This window comes from Xanthomonas campestris pv. campestris str. ATCC 33913 (genome assembly GCF_000007145.1).
GTDB lineage: Bacteria > Pseudomonadota > Gammaproteobacteria > Xanthomonadales > Xanthomonadaceae > Xanthomonas > Xanthomonas campestris.
Window position 1 is genome coordinate 4,487,422 of record NC_003902.1, and the last position, 19,485, is coordinate 4,506,906.

Sequence of the window (19,485 nt, forward strand, 5' to 3'; positions counted from 1 at the left end):
TACCTCAGCTGCCGGAGACCAACGAACGCAGCCTGCGTCCGATGCGGCTCAGCAACGACGGGCTGCCCGACGGCTTGGCTGCGGCACGTACCGGCTTGGCCACGACCTGGGTGGGTTTGCGCGGCGCGGCGGGGGCCGGCACGGGCGTGGATGCCACCACCGGCTCGGCACCTTCGACCGGGCGGCCGTTGCGACGCCGACGGCGCTTGCGCGGTGCGCGCTCGCCTTCGGCCGCCGTGACGGCAGGAGTTTCTGCGGCAGCAGCGACAACCACTGGCGTCTCGCTGGGCGCTGCGGCCGGATCGGCCTCGCCTTCCACGCGCGGCTTGCGACGCGGCGGGCGCGGCTTGCCATCGGCACCGGCGCCGTCGCGACGACCGCCGCCACTGCCGCTACGCGATGCGCCGCCGGGACCGCTACGGCCACCGCCACGACGCGCTTCGTCGGCCGCACGCTGCTCGCGTGCTTCGCGGAAGATCGTGCCCACGCTGTCGCCAGCGTCGTCGTCGACCTCTTCACCTTCCACTGTTGCGCGCGGTGTGCGCGGCAACGGGGTCAGCAGCTCGGTAGTCACCGGCTCGACCGGGATCTTCTGCTCGATGTAGGCCTCGATGTCCGGCAGGCTCATCGCATAACGCTCGCAGGCGAAGCTGATCGCATCGCCCTCCTCGCCCAGGCGCGCGGTGCGCCCGATGCGATGCACGTAGTCTTCGGCGTCGAACGGCAGGTCGTAGTTGTAGACGTACTTGACGCCATCGATGTGCAGGCCGCGCGCGGCCACGTCGGTGGCCACCAGGATTTCCAGCTGGCCCTTCTGGAAGCGGTTCAGCAACGACTCGCGCTTCTTCTGCGGCACGTCGCCGGACAACACGCCCACGCGGTAGCCGTGCCGCTCCAGGGTGCGCGCCACCCGCTCCACGAACGCCTTGGTGTTGACGAACACCATGGTGCGCGCGCCTTCGCTGCGCGACAGCAGGCCCAGCAGCAGCGTCTGCTTCTCTTCGTCGGAGGGGAAATAGATGCGCTGACGCACCCGCGCGGCGGTGATGGTCTCGGTTTCCACGACGAGCTTTTCCGGCTCGTTCATGTGCTCGTAGGCCAGCTCCAGCACGCGGTGGCTGAGCGTGGCCGAGAACAGCAGCGTCTGGCGGGTGCCGCGCTCGGGCATGCGCCGCAGCAGGAAGCGGATGTCCTTGATGAAGCCCAGGTCGAACATGCGGTCGGCTTCGTCCAGTACGCAGATTTCGCAGGCGTGCAGCGAGACCACCTTGTGCTGTTTGACGTAGTCGATCAGCCGGCCCGGGGTGGCGATGATCACGTCCACGCCCTGCTGCAGCAGCTCGCGCTGCTTGTCGTAGTCCACGCCACCGTAGACCAGCGCAAAGCGCAGCCCCAGGTCGGCGCCGAACTTGACCGCGTCCTTGTGGATCTGGATGGCCAGCTCGCGGGTGGGCGCCAGGATCAGGGCGCGCGGATCTTCCGGCTTGCGGTCGGCCAGCGCCGGGCGGATCAGCAGGCGGTTCATCACCGCGACCAGGAACGCCAGCGTTTTGCCGGTGCCGGTCTGGGCCTGGCCGGCGACGTCGCCGCCCGGCAGGGCGACCGGCAGGGTCAGCGCCTGGATCGGCGTGCAGCGCGTAAACCCGGCGCTCTCCAGCCCGGCGACCAGCGCCGGATGCAGGTCGAACGAGGAAAAAGTCAAATCGGTCAGCGGTTTGTCGCTCATTATTCCGTCTTCGTGAGGCGCCCTGGGCAGCCCGGGCGCGGCTTGCATCGATGCCGACAGCGTCGCAAACTGCGGCTCTTGTGGCGGACAGCGCGGCTTCAGGACTGACACTTGATTCAGTCGCGCAATGCCCCAGTTTACCGCAATGTGGCGGCCTGCCCGGTCGGGTAGGCCGTTTTGGTTTCCAGGAGACCCAACGTGAGCGACAAGGTTCAACATGTCGGCGATGCCGACTTCGATACAGCTGTACTGCAATCCGGCGAACCGGTCCTGGTGGATTTTTGGGCCGAATGGTGCGGCCCGTGCAAGATGATCGCCCCGGTGCTGGACGATCTGGCCGATACATACCAGGGCAAGCTCAAGGTTGCCAAGGTCAACGTGGACCAGAACCGCGCTTTGGCCATCAAGTACCACGTGCGCTCGATCCCGATGCTGTTGCTGTTCAAGGACGGTGAGGTCCAGGCAAGCCAGATCGGGGCAGTTGGCAAGGGCCAGCTGACCCAGATGATCGACAAGACCCTGGGCGGCGCGGCCGCCTGAGTGACAGGGCGTCCAGCCATGGGCGCCCTGCGTTTTGCCGGCAGTTAACTCCTGCTTTGGCAGACGCTTGCGCCGCTCTGCGCGGCGGTGGTAGTGTCAGTTGATCCGGCACACGTTCGTGCGCCGCCGTACCCCTCTAGAAACCTCTTCTAGACTCCCATCACCACAGTTCGCCCCCCAGCCGGGCGCTCGCACTCTTAGCGAGGAATCAAGCACTTGTCCGAGAATCCTTCCTCCGATACCGGGAGCGTTGACGCCCCCGTCGAGAAGCGTGTGCGCAAGCCACGTGTCAGCAAGACCGCCGTCGCCCATGACGACGCCGGGTCGCAACAACCCAATCTTCCCTTGCCCAGCAGCCCCGCTCCCGAGGCTCCGCGCCCCGCGCAGACCCCGTCGCCGGCAGCCGAATCGGCGCCGGCGCAGTCGTCTGGCGATGGCGGCGCAGCCCAGGCTGGGCATGCTGGCGAGCAGCACGGCGAGTCCCGCGAGGGCGGCCAGTCGCAGCAGCAGCGCTTCAACCAGGCGCAGCAGCAGCAAAACCAGAACCAGGCGCAAAGCCAGGGTCAGGGTCAGGGTCAGCAGCGCCAGCAGCAAGGCCAGGGTCAGAACCAGGGCCAAGGCCAAGGCCAGCAGGGTCAAGGCCAGAATCAGGGCCAGGGCCAGAACCAGCAGGGCAACCGCCGTGACCGGTTCCGCAACCGTCGCGACCGTGGCCGCGACCGCTTCGGCAATGAGAGCGAAGGCGGCATGCCCTCGTCCGATGGCAGCAACGAGCCGTTCATTGCGCGTCCGCATCCGGCCGTGCCGGAAGGCTTCCCGGCGTACTCGCTGAGCGACCTCAAGCGGATGCCGGCGCAGAAGCTGCTGGATATCGCCGATCAGCTCAACATCCAGGAAGGCGTGGCCCGCGCACGCAAGCAGGATGTGATCTTTGCGCTGCTCAAGGTGCTCACCCGCCATGGCGAAGGCGTTGCCGCCGACGGCGTGCTGGAGATCCTGCCCGACGGTTTCGGCTTCCTGCGTGCCGCCGAGGCCAGCTATCTGGCCGGCCCGGACGATACGTATATCTCGCCGAGCCAGATCCGCCGCTTCAACCTGCGCACCGGCGACCATCTGTCCGGCCGCATCCGCTTCCCCAAGGACGGCGAACGCTATTTCGCGCTGTCGATCGTGGACACCATTAATGGTGAGCCGCTGGAAGCGAGCAAGAACAAGGTGCTGTTCGAGAACCTGACCCCGCTGTTCCCGCGTCGGCGTTTCCGTCTGGAACGCGGCGATGGGTCCACCGAGGACATCACCGGCCGCATCCTCGATCTGATGGCACCGCAGGGTAAAGGTCAGCGTGCGCTGATCGTCTCCCCGCCCAAGGCCGGTAAGACGATGATGATGCAGCAGGTGGCCACGGCCATCACCACCAATCATCCCGAAGTGCACATGATCGTGCTGCTCATCGACGAGCGCCCGGAAGAAGTGACCGAAATGCAGCGCACCGTGCGCGGCGAGGTCATCTCCTCCACGTTCGACGAGCCGGCCGCGCGCCACGTGCAGGTTGCCGAGATGGTGATCGAACGGGCCAAGCGCCTGGTCGAGCACAAGAAGGACGTGGTGATCCTGCTGGACTCCATCACCCGTCTGGCACGCGCCTACAACAACGTGGTGCCGAGCTCCGGCAAGGTGCTCACCGGTGGTGTGGATGCCAACGCGCTGCATCGCCCGAAGCGCTTCTTCGGTGCGGCACGTAACGTGGAAGAAGGCGGTTCGCTGACCATCATTGCCACGGCGCTGGTGGAAACCGGCAGCAAGATGGACGAGGTGATCTACGAAGAGTTCAAGGGCACCGGCAACAGCGAAGTGCATTTGAACCGTCGCATCACCGAAAAGCGCGTGTACCCGGCGATCGACATCAACCGCTCGGGCACGCGTCGCGAAGATCTGTTGATCGAGCCGGAGCTGCTGCAGAAGATTTGGATTCTGCGCAAGCTGCTGCATCCGATGGACGAAATCGCCGCGATGGAGTTCCTGCTGGACAAGATGAAGACCACCAAGTCCAACGACGAGTTCTTCAGCTCAATGAAGCGCTGAGTTCAGTTGGTGGTGTGTTACGAAAAAGCCCCGCATTGCGGGGCTTTTTTTATGGGCCGAATTAATTGGATCAGGCGTGAGGCCACCGCGACTTTCAACTCGCCCTCAGCGGGGCTTGACCGGCAGCACTGCGTGGCACCATCTCTTGAGCCCTGGGCGCCTGGCGTGCCTATCGACCAGTCGACCCGCATGCCGCCACGCCGCAGCGACACGGCCTTGGATTGCTCAGCCGCCTTGCAGCGGCGTCAGCAGCCGCACGCCTTCACCACGTACCGAGAACAGCCCGCTGTCGGGCAATGCATCCGGACTGTCAGTGGCCGACGCCAGCACGCCTTGATCGCTCCATGGCGCGCTTTGGCGTGGGCCCGGCAGATAGGACCGCCAGCTGGCCTGCCGTTTTCTCAGATCGCGTATCGAGTCGGTGATATCGAAGCTCACCGGCACGCGCATGGTCCAGTAGGGCGCCGTGTGCTCGGGCCCATCGCTAGGCGGATCGAAAGTCCACGTGCGTGCCTTGGCGATTGACGCGTCGGCAAGCGTCTTGCGCACGCGCTCGCGCTTGGCCGCGGGAATCGACACGGTGAGGTTGACCTGCTCTGCGACAAGATCCGCCACCTTGCCGTCGCGGCCGATCTTCAGCAGCAGATACACGATCCCGGTCGCGCCATCCTGAAACGCCGCCTTGGGATAGCTGGGTGGTGTCATGTCCTTGGCACGCACGCTGCTGCCGTCGCTGGCCTCTCCACCGAAGTGAGCGCTGCGGATCGAAACCAGATACTGATTCTTCTCGCCAGGCTTGGCGACCAGCAGCAGACGCATCGGCAGCGTGGTTGGCAAGGCGGTGCCACTGTCGGTGATCGGATCGAAGCGCCACCCCGCAATCGACTGCCTGATCCGGCTGCGCACGGCCGGCGGCAAGCTGTCTTCATTGGTCAACGTCACCGCAGTGACCGTGCCATCCGGCGTCAGCGTCAATTCGCCCGCAACATTCATGCTGGCCTCGACCTGTTCTGTCGCCTCGCTCGTGCGCGCCGCTACCTGGCCAATCGACAGCATCCCCAACATCGCTACCAGCCCCAACCGTTGCATCCACTGCATGACCACACTCCATTCGTCTTGGAACGTCCTTTTACCAGCAGCAGGCGGCAAACGGAATCGTCACGCCAGCTTCTGGGCGTCCGCATACGGCGGCGTGTCCGGGTAATCGTCTTCGCGCAGGCGTGCCTGCAGGTCGCGCCACCACTGCGGGTCGAACAGCTCGGGGTGCATGTGCTTGACCGCTTCCAGCTGCGAGGACGGCAGGCCCATGAACAACGCAAAACGCTCGGGAAACACGTCGCGCGGACCGACGTGAAACCAGGGCTCGGCTGCCATCTGCTCTTCATAACTGGTGGGCGTGGGCCAATCGCGGAAGGTGCATTCGGTGATCAGGCACAGCTCGTCGTAGTCGTAGAACACCGCGCGCTGGTGCCGGGTGATGCCGAAGTTCTTCAGCAGCATGTCGCCGGGGAAGATGTTGTTGCGCGCCATATCCTTGATCGCCTGCCCGTAGTCCAGCGCGGCGGCATGCGCGGCGGCGGGCAGTTGCTCGCGCAGATACAGATTGAGCGGGCGCAGGCGGCGCTGCACGTAGCACAGTGCGATCAGCACATCGTCGCCGTCTTCGCTCAGGCTCATCGCACAGCTGCTCTGCAGATCCTGCAGCAGTGCAGGCGAGAACCGCGCCTTGGGAAACCGCAGAAACCGGTATGGCTGCGCATCCAGCAGGCGACCAATGCGGTCGAGCTGAAACACCAGCTCGTATTTGCCTTCAACCTGCGCGCGGCTCATGGTCTTGGGGTATGCAAAGCGGTCGCGGATCAACTTGAACACCAACGGATAGCTGGGCAGCGTGAACACCACCATGACCATCCCCGGTGTGCCGTCGGCATGCACCAGCTGTTCGGCCGGGTGGGCCTGGAAGTGGCGGAAAAACGTGCGATACCGCTCGGTCTTGCCCTGCTTGGCACGCCCCAGCATCGTGTACAGCTCGTCGATAGGCTTATGCGTGAGCAGGCTGCGCAGAAACACGACCGCATCGCCGACGGTGGTCAGATCCGCCTGGAAATAGCTGCGGGAATTACTGAACAATTGCGCGACATCGCTGCGGCGCGTCAGCACCGCTTCGGCGCGTAGACCGGCATCGTCGTTGACCAGCGCAATCACACACGGCGAAAACCGATGTTCGCCGAACAAGCGCCCGACCAGATACGCACGACGTTCGCGATAGAACACCGTTTCCAGCAATTCGACGCTGCGCACCGGGTGCTCGCCCCAATGGGCAAGGTCGTCCAGCAGCCGTACTGCGATTGCCGCCGCGCAGCGGGTCCGGTGCGCATACGGCACCTCAAATGGATAATCGCCGAGCACACGCACCAGCATCTCGGTCAACCGGCCAGGCGAGACCGCGTAGGTATGCCGCGCCACCGGCACGGTGATGGCATCGGTGGGCTCGATATCCAACGCAATGAATTCGATCTGCGCATCCACGCCCTGGGTGCGGAAGTAACGCCGCGTCAGCGTGTTGTAGAAGGTCTTGTACAACTCCTGGTCGATCAGGCCGGTAAGCAGCTCCGCGTAATGGGTGCGGGCGCGCATCCAGAGCGCGCGATCGTGCGCCTGGCCCAGCAACACGGCGCGCAGGCGCAACATGCATTCGCTGATGTAGTGATCGTAGAGCGCAATCCGCGCCACCGCATCTTCGCGTGCGCCACTCCAGTCGCGCGTTTCGAAGCGCTGCCTGGCACGCGCGGTGATCTGCGAAAACTGCGCGTGGTAGTCCTGAAACGCCTCATAGACAGCACGACCGATCGCCAGCGCGCGGCGCTCGGATTGCGGTGGTAACGGTTGTTGGTTCATGGCTGTCCTCAGCGCTTGCGGCGGCGTGTCGTGGAAACGGCGGATGCTGCCTGCTGCGCGTGCGCCGCATGCTCGCGCGCCTGCTCCTGCAGCCACGCGCGGAAGGCGAGAAAACCGCGATGCGAGGCCGAACGCGTTGGATACACCAGGTAATGCGACCAGCTGGTTTTGAGCCGTTGCGCAGACAACGCCACCAGCTGGCCGGACGCCAGCAACAACCGCGCGCGCGTTACCCGCCCCAGTGCAACACCCACACCGTCCAGCGCGGCACGATGGTGCGCTTCGGATTCGTCCAGCACCGCCGCATAGCGGCGCGGCGCTTCGCCACCGAAGGTTGCAAACCAACGCAGCCAGTCGCCATCCGGGTCGCCCAGCAGCGGCCAATGATGCAGTGGCTGCGCATCGACCCCGCCCATGCGCGCGATCAGCGCGGGGCTCGCCATGGGCACCAGCCACTCGTCGAACAAGGGCTCGGCGATCAAGCCCGGCCAGTGCCCGGCACCGATGCGCATGCCGGCATCCACCTGCTGCTGGCGTTCGAAGTCCACCAGTCGCTCGCTCGAGAACAGGTTGATCTCGATGGTGGGATGCAGCGCCAGAAATCCACCCAGACGCGGCACCAGCCAGGCCGAGGCCATCGACGGCGTGATGCTCAGGGTCAACGTGTCTTCGCGGCGCGCAGCGAATGGCTGGAACGCTTCGGCGATGGCATCCAGATGCGGTGCAATGCGATCGAGCAACTGCTGCCCCTGCAGCGTGGCACTGACGCCGCGTGCGTGCCGTTGCAGCAATGGATACCCCAAGCGTTGTTCGAGCGAACGCACCTGGTGACTGAGCGCGCTGACGGTGAGGTGCATCGCCGCCGCCGCGCGCGACAGATTGCCCAGACGCACGGCACTGACGAATCCCTGCAATGCGTGAAGCGGCGGACGCGACATGGCTCACCCTTGAATGAAATTCAACGCCGACTTGCAAAAGCCTCGCTTTTGCCTCGGCCAGCCTGCACCTACTGTGGCTTTCACTCAAGTGGGAGCAGGATCATGCGCATCTTTACCGACTTGCTGTTCCAGCACGGGCACATTGCCGACCTGACGCTTGCACAGCAATTGGCAGAGCCGGACACGGCGCTGGATGCAGCTGCGCAGACAACGCAACCTGCTTTGGTCGCGCCGGACGCTGCGCGCCAGCAGCGTGCCGAACACCGCATGGCGCGACGTGCGCGCCGCTTGGTGCGGGCGATGACGGCGTTGTCGCCATTTCGCTGAAACGACAAGGCCCGCCTCTTGGCGAGGCGGGCCTTGGAGGTAGCACTGACCAACGTACCGACAGGCGGTGCGCGGGATCAGGCCTTGAGCGTGGCCAACACGTCGTTGAAGGTCTTGCTCGGACGCATCGCCTCGCTGACCTTGGCCAGATCCGGATGGTAGTAGCCACCGATCTCCACCGGCTTGCCCTGTGCGCCGTTGAGCTCGGCCACGATGGTGGCTTCGTTCTCGGTCAAGGCCTTGGCGAGCGGCGCGAACTTGGCCTGCAACGCGGTGTCTTCGGTCTGTGCGGCCAGGGCCTGTGCCCAGTACATCGCCAGATAGAAATGGCTGCCGCGGTTGTCGAGCTCGCCAACCTTGCGCGCCGGCGACTTGTTGTTGTCCAGGAACTGCCCGTTGGCCACGTCCAGCGCTTTCGCCAGCACGGTGGCGGACGGGTTGTCGTAACGGTTGCCCAGGTGCTCGAGCGAGGCAGCCAGGGCCAGGAACTCACCCAGCGAATCCCAGCGCAGGCAGTTCTCTTCGACGAACTGCTGTACGTGCTTGGGCGCCGAACCACCGGCGCCGGTCTCGAACAGCCCGCCACCGGCCATCAGCGGCACGATCGAGAGCATCTTGGCGCTGGTGCCCAGCTCCATGATCGGGAACAGGTCGGTGAGGTAGTCGCGCAGCACGTTGCCGGTGACCGAGATGGTGTCCTGGCCCTTGCGGATGCGCTCCAGCGAGAAGGTGGTGGCCTCCACCGGCGGCAGGATGCGGATGTCCAGGCCGTTGGTGTCGTGATCCTTCAAGTAAGTTTCGACCTTGGCGATGACCTGCGCGTCGTGCGCGCGTGCCTTGTCCAGCCAGAACACGGCCGGGGTGTCGCTCAGACGGGCGCGCTCGACCGCCAGCTTCACCCAATCCTGGATCGGCGCGTCCTTGACCTGGCACATGCGCCACAAATCACCGGCTTCCACAGCGTGCTCGAACACGGTGCTGCCGTTGCCATCGGTGACCTTGACGGTGCCAGCGGCGGCCATCTGGAAGGTCTTGTCGTGCGAGCCGTATTCTTCGGCCTTCTGCGCCATCAGGCCGACGTTGGGCACCGAGCCCATCGTGGAGGGATCGAACGCGCCATGCGCCTTGCAGTCGTCGATCACCGCCTGGTACACGCCGGCATAGCAGCGGTCCGGGATCACGGCCTTGGTGTCCTGCAGCTTGCCTTGCGCATTCCACATCTGGCCGGAATCGCGAATCATCGCCGGCATCGATGCGTCGACGATCACGTCGCTGGGCACGTGCAGATTGGTGATGCCCTTGTCCGAGTTGACCATTGCCAACCCCGGGCGCTGGGCGTACTCGGCCTGCACGTCGGCCTTGATCTGCGCCTGCACGTCATCCGGCAGCGTGCCGATGCGTGCGTACAGATCACCGATACCGTTGTTGGGGTCGAAGCCAACCGACTTCAGCACATCGGCGTGCTTGCTCAACGCACTCTTGTAAAACTCACCCACGACCACGCCGAACAGCACCGGGTCGGAAACTTTCATCATGGTGGCTTTCAGATGCACCGAGAACAGCACGTCTTTGGCCTTCGCGTCGGCGATCTGCGCATCAATGAAACTGGCCAGTGCGCGCTTGCTCAGCACGGCGGCATCGACGATCTCGCCGGCCTTCACTGCAACGGCGTCCTTGAGCACCTTGCTGCTGCCGTCGGCACCGACGAATTCAATCTTCAGCGTGCCGGCCTGCGCCAGCGTGGTGGACTGTTCGCTGCCGAAGAAGTCGCCGTTGTCCATGTGCGCCACATGCGACTTGGACTCGCTGCTCCACTTGCCCATGCGGTGCGGATGCTTGCGTGCATAGTTCTTCACCGACAGCGGTGCGCGGCGATCGGAATTGCCTTCGCGCAGCACCGGATTCACCGCACTGCCCTTGACCTTGTCGTAGCGCGTCTTGATGTCCTGCTCGGCGGCATCCTTGGGTTCATCCGGATACGCCGGCAACGCGTAGCCCTGGCTCTGCAGTTCCTTGATCGCGGCCTTGAGCTGCGGCACCGAGGCGCTGATGTTGGGCAACTTGATGATGTTGGCTTCGGGCGTGGTGGCCAGCGCGCCCAGTTCGGCCAGATCGTCGGCAATTTTCTGCGCGTCGGTCAGTTGCTCCGGGAACAGGGCCAGGATGCGTCCGGCCAGCGAAATGTCGCGGGTCTCGACCACGATCCCGGCGGTATCGGTGTAGGCATCGATGATCGGCAGCAGCGACTGCGTGGCCAGGAAGGGTGCTTCGTCGGTGAGCGTGTAGATGATCTTCGGTGTCTTCGACATGAGGTGCGATAGCTCTTGTGGTCGGGAGGAGCACCGGTCCGCACGGCGGTGGCCGTGGGCGTGCGCGACGGTGGTCGCTGGTGGCACGCCGAGCGGCCGACGCGCGTGGACGCGGCGATGGATCAGCACGGCATTGTCGCGTCTGGGCCTTGCCCGGGTAAAGCGACCACAGGCGGATGCTTCATCCCGCCACGCGTCCAATCGCTATCGATGCAGGTGTAACGAAATGCAAACGCTGCCGCGCAGACGCACACAGCCACAAAAAAAGGCGCGACCTTGCGATCGCGCCTCAGGTCCCACGCTGCGGGAGAGAGTCGCAGCATGGGTGAGCTTGATTGACACCTGCGCGCGTACTGGCCGCGCAGCACGCTGCGGCTTATTTCACGGTGAAGGTCTGCGGGCTGCCGGCCGGCTTGCCGTCGACCATGACCTGCGCGGTGTAGCTACCGGCCGGCCAGCCATCGGGCTTGCTGAAGCTCAGGTTGGTGGTTTCGGCGCCGGTGGTGGTCAGTGTCGCGTTCTGCTCGCCCGCCACCTGCCCGTCCTCGAAGGTCAGCTTGGCCGAGACCGGCACATTGCTGGCGCTGCCATCGGTCTTCACCGAAACGATGATGGTGTCCTTGTTGCCCAGTGTGGTGGCCGGCGTCACGCTCTTGTCGGCGCCCGCCTTGTTCCCCACTGCCACGCTGGACACCGTGACCGCCGCGCCACTGGCTGCGGCCGTATCAGTGCTGGCGGCGCCGGTGGCAGTGCCCTGCGCGGCCTGGTCACCGGCCGGCGGTGTGCTCGCGGGGCCTGGAATGTCGGAGGTTGCGGCGCCGGAGGTTGGATCCTGCGACACGCTGGAATCGTCATGGGCTTCCTTGCGACAGCCGGACAGTGCCAGAACGCCGGCAAGTGCGAGGACCAAGGTGCTGGATGCAGATTTGCTACGCATGGGATCGATCTCCAAGAGTCACGGTAAGGGTGTGTGCAACAGGCCGCGGCAATGCGCAGGTAGCGTGGTGGCTACGCTTTCGGCGGTAAACGCAACACCTGGCCCGGAAAAATCGTGTCGGGATCTTTCAGCGTGTCGCGGTTGGCTTCGAAGATGCGTGGCCACGAGTTGCCGTCGCCGTAATGGCGCTTGGCGATCACCGACAGGCTGTCGCCTGCCTGCACGGTCACCGACTCGTCGCCGATGATTTGCGCGGTGCTTTCCACGCTGGAACGTACATTGGAAAAATCCGGCGATGGCACGACCTCCGCGGTGCTGTCGACCGTGGACGTGACATTGGAAAAATCTGCTTTCTTGTCGACATTCATTGCCGCGCTCCCTGTCCATCACGATGATGCGCAGGGTGCGCGGAGCGCCGTTAAGTGCTGATCGCGCCGCCGTGAAGCCGGCGCGAGTACCCACAATGTGCGCCTTACTGGCGCAGATCGCGGAAGATCGATAGCGGCGTGGGCATCTGCGGCGAGGTGCGCACCGGATTGATGTCGAGTCCGCCACGGCGGGTATAGCGTGCTTCCACCACCAACCATTGCGGCGCGCAACGCACCAGCAGGTCCTGAAAAATGCGCTCCACGCATTGTTCGTGGAAATCGGCGTGGTCGCGGAAGCTGACCAGATAACGCAGCAATCCTTCGCGATCGATCGGCGCGCCGCGGTAGCGCAGCGTGACGCTGGCCCAATCCGGTTGCCCGGTGACCGGGCAGTTGGACTTGAGCAATGCAGAGGCCAGCACTTCCTCCACCACCGTGCCTGCATGGGTGGCCAGATAGTCGGCCTTGGGCGGGCCGTAATCGTCGATGGCGATGTCCAGTGCGTCGATCGATTCGCCCTCGCCCACCGCATCGATCGGCGGCAATCCGAATTCCACCGACACATCGGCACCGGCACGTGTGGACAGATCGGTGGCGATGCGTGCACGTACGGCTTCGGCGCTGTTGAAGCGGGTGGCGTTGAGCGAGTTCAGATACAGCTTGAGCGACTTGGATTCGATCAACGCCGGCGACTCGCACGGCACGTGCAAGGTGGCGGTGGCCACGCATGGTTTGCCGTGCGCATCCAGCCAGCTCAGTTCGTAGGCATGCCAGCGATCGCGGCCGACAAATGGCAGCGCTCCGCGCAGGCCGATGGCCGCGCGCCCGGCTGCACGCGGGATCGGAAACAGCAGTGACGGGTCGTAGCCGCTCGGGTAGGCGACTTCGCGACCGAGGGAAGAGTCTTCTGGGGTATTCATGCCGCCATTTTAGGGCGGCCGGGCTGGCCGTGAGGTGTATGGCGACGCGGGCGCAATCACCTGGATCGCCGCGGCGATCGGGCCGCGTCACGCGGCCCGTCGCCTAGCGGCACGTCCCCTGAAAACCGGGAATCGCCCAACCGCAGCCGATTCCCGCTTCCCGCTTCTCCAGCCTCAGCCCTGCTGCAGATAATCCAGCGACACCTGCAACAGCGCACGCAGGCCGACATCCAGCGCCGATTCGTCCAGCAGGAACTGCGGCGAGTGGTTGCTGGGCGCGGTGGCCGGGTCGATGCCCTTGGCGGTGGAGCCGACGAAGAAGAACATCGACGGTACCTGCTGGGCGTAGAACGAGAAATCTTCCGCGCCCATCTGCAACGGCGGCTCGTAGACGTTGTCTGCGCCCACCACGGCCTGCAGGCTGGGTAGCATCTTGGCCGTCAGGGCCGGGTCGTTGACGGTGGCCGGGTTGCCGTCCTGGTCGGGCACCTGCGCCTCGACCTTGGCGCCATGCGCGGCGGCGGTGTGTTCGGCCACGGTCTTGAGGTCGGCAAAGATCTGCTGGCGCATGCCTTCGTCGAAGGTGCGGATGGTGCCCACCATCTCCACGTCGTCGGGGATGATGTTGTAGCGGATACCGCCCTTGATCGCGCCGAAGCTGACCACCGCCGGCTGCTTGGACAGATTGGCGCGGCGGCTGACCACGGTCTGCGCGGTGCCGATCATGTCGGCGCTGGCCACGATCGGGTCGATGCCGTTCCACGGTGCCGAGCCGTGGGTCTGGCGGCCGATCATCTTGATCGCAAACCGGTCCGAGGCCGCCATCAGCGGGCCGCCGCGCACCGCGATCTTGCCGGCCTGCACGCTGGAGAACACGTGCAGGCCAAACACCGCCTGCGGCTTGAAGTCGGCAAACAGGCCTTCTTTGAGCATCAACGAGGCGCCGCCTTCTTCATTGCCCGGCGCGCCTTCCTCGGAGGGTTGGAAGATCAGCATCACCTCGCCCGGCAACTGTTCGCGCATGCCGACCAGGGCCTCGGCCACGCCGAGCAGGATGGCGGTGTGGGCGTCGTGGCCGCAGGCGTGCATCACCCCCACGGTCTCGCCGCGGTATTGAGAGGTGGCCTTGGAGGCGAACGGCAGACCGGTCTGTTCGGTCACCGGCAGCGCGTCCATGTCCGCGCGCAGGGCGATCTTCGGGCCGGGCTTGCCGCCCTTGATGATGGCCACCACGCCGTGATGGGCGATGCCGGTGCGCGGCTTCAGGCCCAGCTTGCGCAACTGCGCGGCCACGGTGGCGGCGGTGCGCTCCTCGCGGTTGGACAACTCCGGGTGCTGGTGGAAGTCGCGGCGCCACTGCACCACCTTGGCCTGCAAGGGCGCCGCAGCCGCCTGGACTTCGGGCCGGGGCGCGGCCTGGGCGGCGGCAAGCGTGGGCAGGGCAAGCAGCAGGGCGCTGCTGAGCAGGCGATGGCGCATTGAACATTCTCCAATCGGGATGCCTCACTGTAGTGCACCGGCGCCGCGCCCGGGCCACAGTGGGGTGCGATTCAGCCCCGCGGTCAACCGCAACGACCGTGGCGCGTTGCCGCAGCACCACGCCAGTGAATCGGCCTGTCGCGCAGGGGGGTGGCCCGTTACTTCAGTAACGTTCCAACCTGCGAGCGCGACGATATGCTTTGCTCAGCCGCCCCCACGGACGCACCTACGCGCCCGGCCCGCCATCAGGAGTTGTCGAATGTCGCGTTTCTGGAAGATCTCACTGCTGGTCGTGGCGGTGCTCGTCGTTGTGTTCGTTGCAATGCGCATGATGGGCGGGGGCCAGCAGGGCAAGCGGCCAGGGGCGCCGGATGGCAATGGCACCGAAAACAGCGGCCCGGTGCCGGTGACTGTGGTGCCCGCCGCCACCCAGGACGTGCCGGTGTACGCCACCGCGCTGGGCACGGTGACCGCGCTCAACACGGTGACGGTGAACCCGCAGGTGTCCGGCCAGCTGATGAGCCTGAATTTCCAGGAAGGCCAGGAAGTGAAGAAGGGCGCTTTGCTGGCGCAGATCGACCCGCGCACGCTGCAAGCCAGCTACGACCAGGCGCTGGCCGCCAAGCGCCAGAACCAGGCGCTGCTGGCCACCGCGCGGGTGAACTACCAGCGCTCCAATGACCCGGCCTACAAGCAGTACGTGTCGCGCACCGACCTGGACACCCAGCGCAACCAGGTGGCGCAGTACGAGGCCGCCGTGGCCGCCAACGATGCACAGATGCGCTCGGCGCAGGTGCAGTTGCAGTTCACCCGGGTCACCGCGCCGATCGACGGCATTGCCGGTATCCGCGGCGTGGACGTGGGCAATATCGTCAGCACCACCTCCACCATCGTCACCCTGACCCAGATCCGCCCGATCTACGTGTCCTTCAGCCTGCCCGAGCGCGAGCTGCCGGCAGTGCGCAGCGGCCAGGCCGCCACCCCGTTGCCGGTGGCCGCGCTGGACCGTGGCGATGCGCATGTGATCAGTGCCGACGGCAAGCTCGATGTGATCGACAATCGCATCGCCGCCGATAGCGGTACCTTTGGTGCGCGCGCGATCTTCGGCAATGCCGACAACGCGCTGTGGCCGGGCCAGTTCGTCAACGTGCGGCTGCAGCTGCGCACCATCTCCGGCGGCACCGTGGTGCCGACCCAGGCCGTGCAGCGCGGCCCGGATGGCGATTACGTGTACGTGGTGGGCAGCGACAGCACCGCGCAGATGCGCACCGTGGTACAGGGCGTGGAGGTGGACGACAGCCACGTGCAGATCACCAAGGGCCTCAAGCCCGGCGAACGCGTGGTGACCGAAGGCCAGTTCCGGCTCAAGCCGGGCAGCAAGGTCAGCGCGCTCAAGCCGGGCGAAACCCCGCCCGAGCCCACCGAAGCCGAGCTCAAGGCGGCGCAGGACAAGAGCCGCGGCAGTGCCGGCGGCCGGCGTGGCGGCGGCCCGCGCTAACTCGCGACCACAGGCAACGGTATTCCCGTTGCCTGTGTGCGTCGGCGCCATCCGCGCCGGCATCGATTGACGTCTTCAGCAAGGACACCCCCCGTGGGCTTTTCGACCATCTTCATCCGCCGTCCGATCGCCACCTCGCTGTTGATGGCGGGCATCCTGCTGCTGGGCATCCTGGGCTACCGGCAACTGCCGGTCTCGGCACTGCCGGAAATCGACGCGCCCAGTCTGGTCGTCTCCACCCAGTATCCCGGCGCCAACGCGACCACCATGGCCTCGCTGGTGACTACGCCGTTGGAACGCCAGCTCGGGCAAATCTCCGGGCTACAGATGATGACCTCCGATTCGTCGGCAGGCCTGTCCACGATCATTCTGCAATTCTCGATGGACCGCGACATCGACATTGCCGCGCAGGACGTGCAGGCGGCGATCCGCCAGGCCACCCTGCCCTCGTCGTTGCCCTACCAGCCGGTCTACAACCGGGTGAATCCCGCAGACGCGGCGATCCTCACGCTCAAGCTCACCTCCGACACGCTGCCGCTGCGCGAGGTCAACCGCTACGCCGATGCGATCCTGGCCCAGCGCCTGTCGCAGGTGCCGGGCGTGGGCCTGGTGTCGATCGCCGGCAACGTGCGGCCTGCGGTGCGCATCCAGGTCAATCCGGCGCAGTTGTCGAACATGGGCCTGACCATGGAGTCGCTGCGCAGCGCACTGACCCAGACCAATGTCAGCGCGCCGAAGGGCTCGCTCAACGGCAAGACCCAGTCCTACAGCATCGGCACCAACGACCAGCTCACCGACGCGGCGCAGTACCGCGAAACCATCATCAGCTACAACAACGGCGCGCCGGTGCGGCTGGCCGATGTGGCCAAGGTGGTCGATGGCGTAGAGAACGACCAACTTGCCGCCTGGGCCGACGGCAAGCCGGCGGTGCTGCTGGAAATCCGCCGCCAGCCCGGTGCCAACATCGTGCAGACGGTGGAGCAGATCCGCAGCATCCTGCCGCAGCTGCAGGGCGTGCTGCCGGCCGACGTGCACCTGGACGTGTTCTCCGACCGCACCGAAACCATCCGCGCCTCGGTGCATGAAGTGAAGTTCACCCTGGTGCTGACCATCTTCCTGGTGGTGGCGGTGATCTTCGTGTTCCTGCGCCGGCTGTGGGCCACCATCATTCCCTCGGTGGCGGTGCCGCTGTCGCTGGCCGGCACCTTCGGGGTGATGGCGTTTGCGGGCATGTCGCTGGACAACCTGTCGCTGATGGCGCTGGTGGTGGCGACCGGATTCGTGGTCGACGATGCGATCGTGATGATCGAAAACATCGTGCGCTACATCGAACAGGGCAAGAGCGGGCCGGAGGCAGCAGAGATCGGTGCGCGCCAGATCGGCTTCACCGTGTTGTCGCTGACCGTCTCGCTGGTGGCGGTGTTCCTGCCGCTGCTGCTGATGCCCGGGGTCACCGGGCGGCTGTTCCACGAGTTTGCGTGGGTGCTGTCGATCGCGGTGGTGATCTCGATGCTGGTGTCGCTGACGCTGACGCCGATGATGTGCGCCTACCTGCTCAAGCCCGACGCGTTGCCCGAAGGCGAAGACGCGCACGAGCGCGCGGCCGCTGAAGGCAAGACCAACCTATGGACGCGCACCGTGGGTGTGTACGAGCGCTCGCTGGACTGGGTGCTCGACCACCAGCCGCTGACCCTGGCCGTGGCGATTGGCGCGGTGGCCTTGACCGTGGTGCTGTACGTGGCCATCCCCAAGGGCCTGCTGCCCGAACAGGACACCGGCCTGATCACCGGCGTGGTGCAGGTCGATCAGAACGTGGCCTTCCCGCAGATGGAGCAGCGCACCCAGGCGGTTGCCGCCGCGCTGCGCAAGGACCCGGCGGTGACCGGCGTGGCCGCCTTTATCGGCGCAGGTTCGATGAACCCCACGCTCAACCAGGGCCAGCTGTCGATCGTGCTGAAGACGCGCGGCGACCGCGACGATCTGGAAACCGTGGTGGCGCGCCTGCAAAAAGCGGTGTCCGGTATTCCCGGCGTGGCGCTGTTCCTCAAGCCGGTGCAGGACGTCACCCTGGACACGCGCGTGGCCGCCACCGAATACCAGTATTCGATGGCGGACGTGGACAGCACCGAGCTGGCATCCTGGGCCACGCGCATGACCGAGGCGATGCGCAAGCTGCCAGAGCTGGCCGACGTGGACAACAACCTGGCCAACCAGGGCCGCGCGCTGGAGCTCAGCATCGACCGCGACAAGGCCAGCATGCTGGGCGTGCCGATGCAGACCATCGACGACACGCTCTACGACGCCTTCGGCCAGCGCCAGATCTCCACCATCTTCACCGAGCTCAATCAGTACCGCGTGGTGCTGGAAGTGGCGCCGGAATTCCGCAGCAGCACTGCGTTGATGAACCAGCTGGCCGTGGCCAGCAACGGCAGCGGCGCGCTGACCGGCACCAATGCCACCAGCTTCGGCCAGGTGACCTCGTCCAACTCGTCCACCGCCACCGGCGTGGGCAACCAGAACACCGGCATCGTGGTCGGCGCCGGCAGCATCATTCCGCTGGCCGCGCTGGCCGAGGCCAAGGTCACCAACACGCCGTTGGTGGTCAGCCATCAGCAGCAGCTGCCGGCGGTGACCATCTCCTTCAACCTGGCGCCCGGGCATTCGCTCTCGCAGGCCGTGGCGGCGATCGAACAGGCGCGCGCAGACCTCAAGATTCCCACCCAGGTGCATGCCGAATTCGTCGGCAAGGCCGCCGAATTCACCGGCAGCCAGACCGACATCGTGTGGTTGCTGCTGGCCTCCATCGTGGTGATCTACATCGTGCTGGGCGTGCTCTACGAGAGCTACATCCACCCGCTGACGATCATCTCCACGCTGCCGCCGGCCGGTGTCGGTGCGTTGCTGGCGTTGATGGTGTGCGGGCTGAGCCTGTCGGTGGACGGCATCGTCGGCATCGTGCTGCTGATCGGCATCGTCAAGAAAAACGCGATCATGATGATCGACTTCGCGATCGAAGCCCGCCGTACCGGCGTCAACGCGCACGAAGCGATTCGGCGCGCCTGCCTGCTGCGGTTCCGCCCAATCATGATGACCACCGCCGCCGCGATGCTGGGCGCGCTGCCGCTGGCGCTGGGCACCGGCATCGGTTCGGAATTGCGCCGCCCGCTGGGCATCGCCATCGTTGGCGGCCTGCTGCTCTCGCAGCTGGTCACGCTGTACACCACCCCGGTGATCTATCTGTACATGGAACGCGCCGGCGAGCGCGTGCGCGATTGGCGTGCACGGCGTGCCGCACGCCGCGATGGCGTGCCTCCGGCATCCACGACGGAGCGCCCGGCATGACGGCCGTTGGCGTCATCGCTGTTCGGTCTTCCGGCTTGCTGCCACGCCTGCGCGCACGCAGGCATGGCAGCCGCGTGGGCGTTTGCCCACTCCCGATTCCCGATTCCCAATTCCCGGCGCC

General features: G+C 65.7%; 14 protein-coding genes. 5 read left to right on the plus strand and 9 right to left on the minus strand.

Annotation, left to right across the window (positions count from 1 at the left end; all coding sequences use genetic code 11):
* Positions 1-4: 4 nt before the first annotated feature.
* Positions 5-1,726: an ATP-dependent RNA helicase RhlB gene (gene rhlB / locus XCC_RS19555; protein WP_011038857.1), complete on the minus strand. Its 1,722-nt coding sequence runs from the start codon at positions 1,724-1,726 to the stop codon at positions 5-7.
* A gap of 198 nt (positions 1,727-1,924) precedes the next feature.
* Here rhlB and trxA point away from each other — a divergent pair, with 198 nt between their 5' ends.
* Positions 1,925-2,266 (plus strand): thioredoxin TrxA, encoded by a 342-nt coding sequence (gene trxA, locus XCC_RS19560; RefSeq protein WP_011038858.1) that lies wholly within the window; start codon positions 1,925-1,927, stop codon positions 2,264-2,266.
* A 216-nt stretch (positions 2,267-2,482) separates the two neighbouring features.
* Positions 2,483-4,348: a transcription termination factor Rho gene (gene rho, locus XCC_RS19565; RefSeq protein WP_162274438.1), complete on the plus strand. Its 1,866-nt coding sequence runs from the start codon at positions 2,483-2,485 to the stop codon at positions 4,346-4,348.
* A gap of 225 nt (positions 4,349-4,573) precedes the next feature.
* Here rho and XCC_RS19570 read toward each other — a convergent pair whose 3' ends face one another.
* The 3 genes from XCC_RS19570 to XCC_RS19580 are packed head-to-tail and all read right to left on the minus strand — an operon-like array spanning position 4,574 to position 8,184.
* Positions 4,574-5,446, minus strand: a complete 873-nt coding sequence (locus tag XCC_RS19570) for a hypothetical protein (RefSeq protein WP_019238035.1) — start codon at positions 5,444-5,446, stop codon at positions 4,574-4,576.
* A 60-nt stretch (positions 5,447-5,506) separates the two neighbouring features.
* On the minus strand, positions 5,507-7,246 hold the full coding sequence (aceK, locus tag XCC_RS19575; protein ID WP_011038861.1) for a bifunctional isocitrate dehydrogenase kinase/phosphatase: 1,740 nt from the start codon (positions 7,244-7,246) through the stop codon (positions 5,507-5,509).
* An 8-nt stretch (positions 7,247-7,254) separates the two neighbouring features.
* Positions 7,255-8,184, minus strand: a complete 930-nt coding sequence (locus tag XCC_RS19580; RefSeq protein WP_011038862.1) for a LysR substrate-binding domain-containing protein — start codon at positions 8,182-8,184, stop codon at positions 7,255-7,257.
* A 102-nt stretch (positions 8,185-8,286) separates the two neighbouring features.
* Between XCC_RS19580 and XCC_RS19585 the strand changes: the two genes are divergently transcribed.
* A complete protein-coding gene (locus XCC_RS19585) occupies positions 8,287-8,511 on the plus strand; it encodes a hypothetical protein (RefSeq protein WP_016944235.1) in 225 nt (74 codons plus the stop codon).
* Positions 8,512-8,588: 77 nt separating this feature from the next.
* Here XCC_RS19585 and XCC_RS19590 read toward each other — a convergent pair whose 3' ends face one another.
* From XCC_RS19590 to XCC_RS19610, 5 genes are all read right to left on the minus strand, one after another.
* Positions 8,589-10,820, minus strand: coding sequence for an NADP-dependent isocitrate dehydrogenase (locus tag XCC_RS19590; RefSeq protein WP_011038863.1), 2,232 nt, complete (start codon positions 10,818-10,820; stop codon positions 8,589-8,591).
* A gap of 376 nt (positions 10,821-11,196) precedes the next feature.
* Positions 11,197-11,757: a hypothetical protein gene (locus XCC_RS19595; protein WP_011038864.1), complete on the minus strand. Its 561-nt coding sequence runs from the start codon at positions 11,755-11,757 to the stop codon at positions 11,197-11,199.
* 71 nt (positions 11,758-11,828) lie between these two features.
* Complete coding sequence (locus XCC_RS19600; RefSeq protein WP_011038865.1) at positions 11,829-12,125, minus strand: LysM peptidoglycan-binding domain-containing protein; 297 nt, start codon at positions 12,123-12,125, stop codon at positions 11,829-11,831.
* Between the two features lie 104 nt (positions 12,126-12,229).
* Positions 12,230-13,045, minus strand: a complete 816-nt coding sequence (gene queF / locus XCC_RS19605) for an NADPH-dependent 7-cyano-7-deazaguanine reductase QueF (protein ID WP_011038866.1) — start codon at positions 13,043-13,045, stop codon at positions 12,230-12,232.
* 174 nt (positions 13,046-13,219) lie between these two features.
* Entirely contained in the window at positions 13,220-14,524 is a 1,305-nt protein-coding gene (locus XCC_RS19610) for a M20 family metallopeptidase (protein WP_011038867.1), read from the minus strand.
* A gap of 259 nt (positions 14,525-14,783) precedes the next feature.
* Here XCC_RS19610 and XCC_RS19615 point away from each other — a divergent pair, with 259 nt between their 5' ends.
* Together XCC_RS19615 and XCC_RS19620 are read left to right on the plus strand one after the other, a co-directional pair.
* Positions 14,784-16,022 (plus strand): efflux RND transporter periplasmic adaptor subunit, encoded by a 1,239-nt coding sequence (locus XCC_RS19615; protein ID WP_011038868.1) that lies wholly within the window; start codon positions 14,784-14,786, stop codon positions 16,020-16,022.
* Between the two features lie 93 nt (positions 16,023-16,115).
* The gene (locus XCC_RS19620) at positions 16,116-19,364 is read left to right on the plus strand and encodes an efflux RND transporter permease subunit (protein ID WP_019238036.1); all 3,249 of its coding nucleotides are present in this window, start codon (positions 16,116-16,118) and stop codon (positions 19,362-19,364) included.
* Positions 19,365-19,485: the final 121 nt, after the last annotated feature.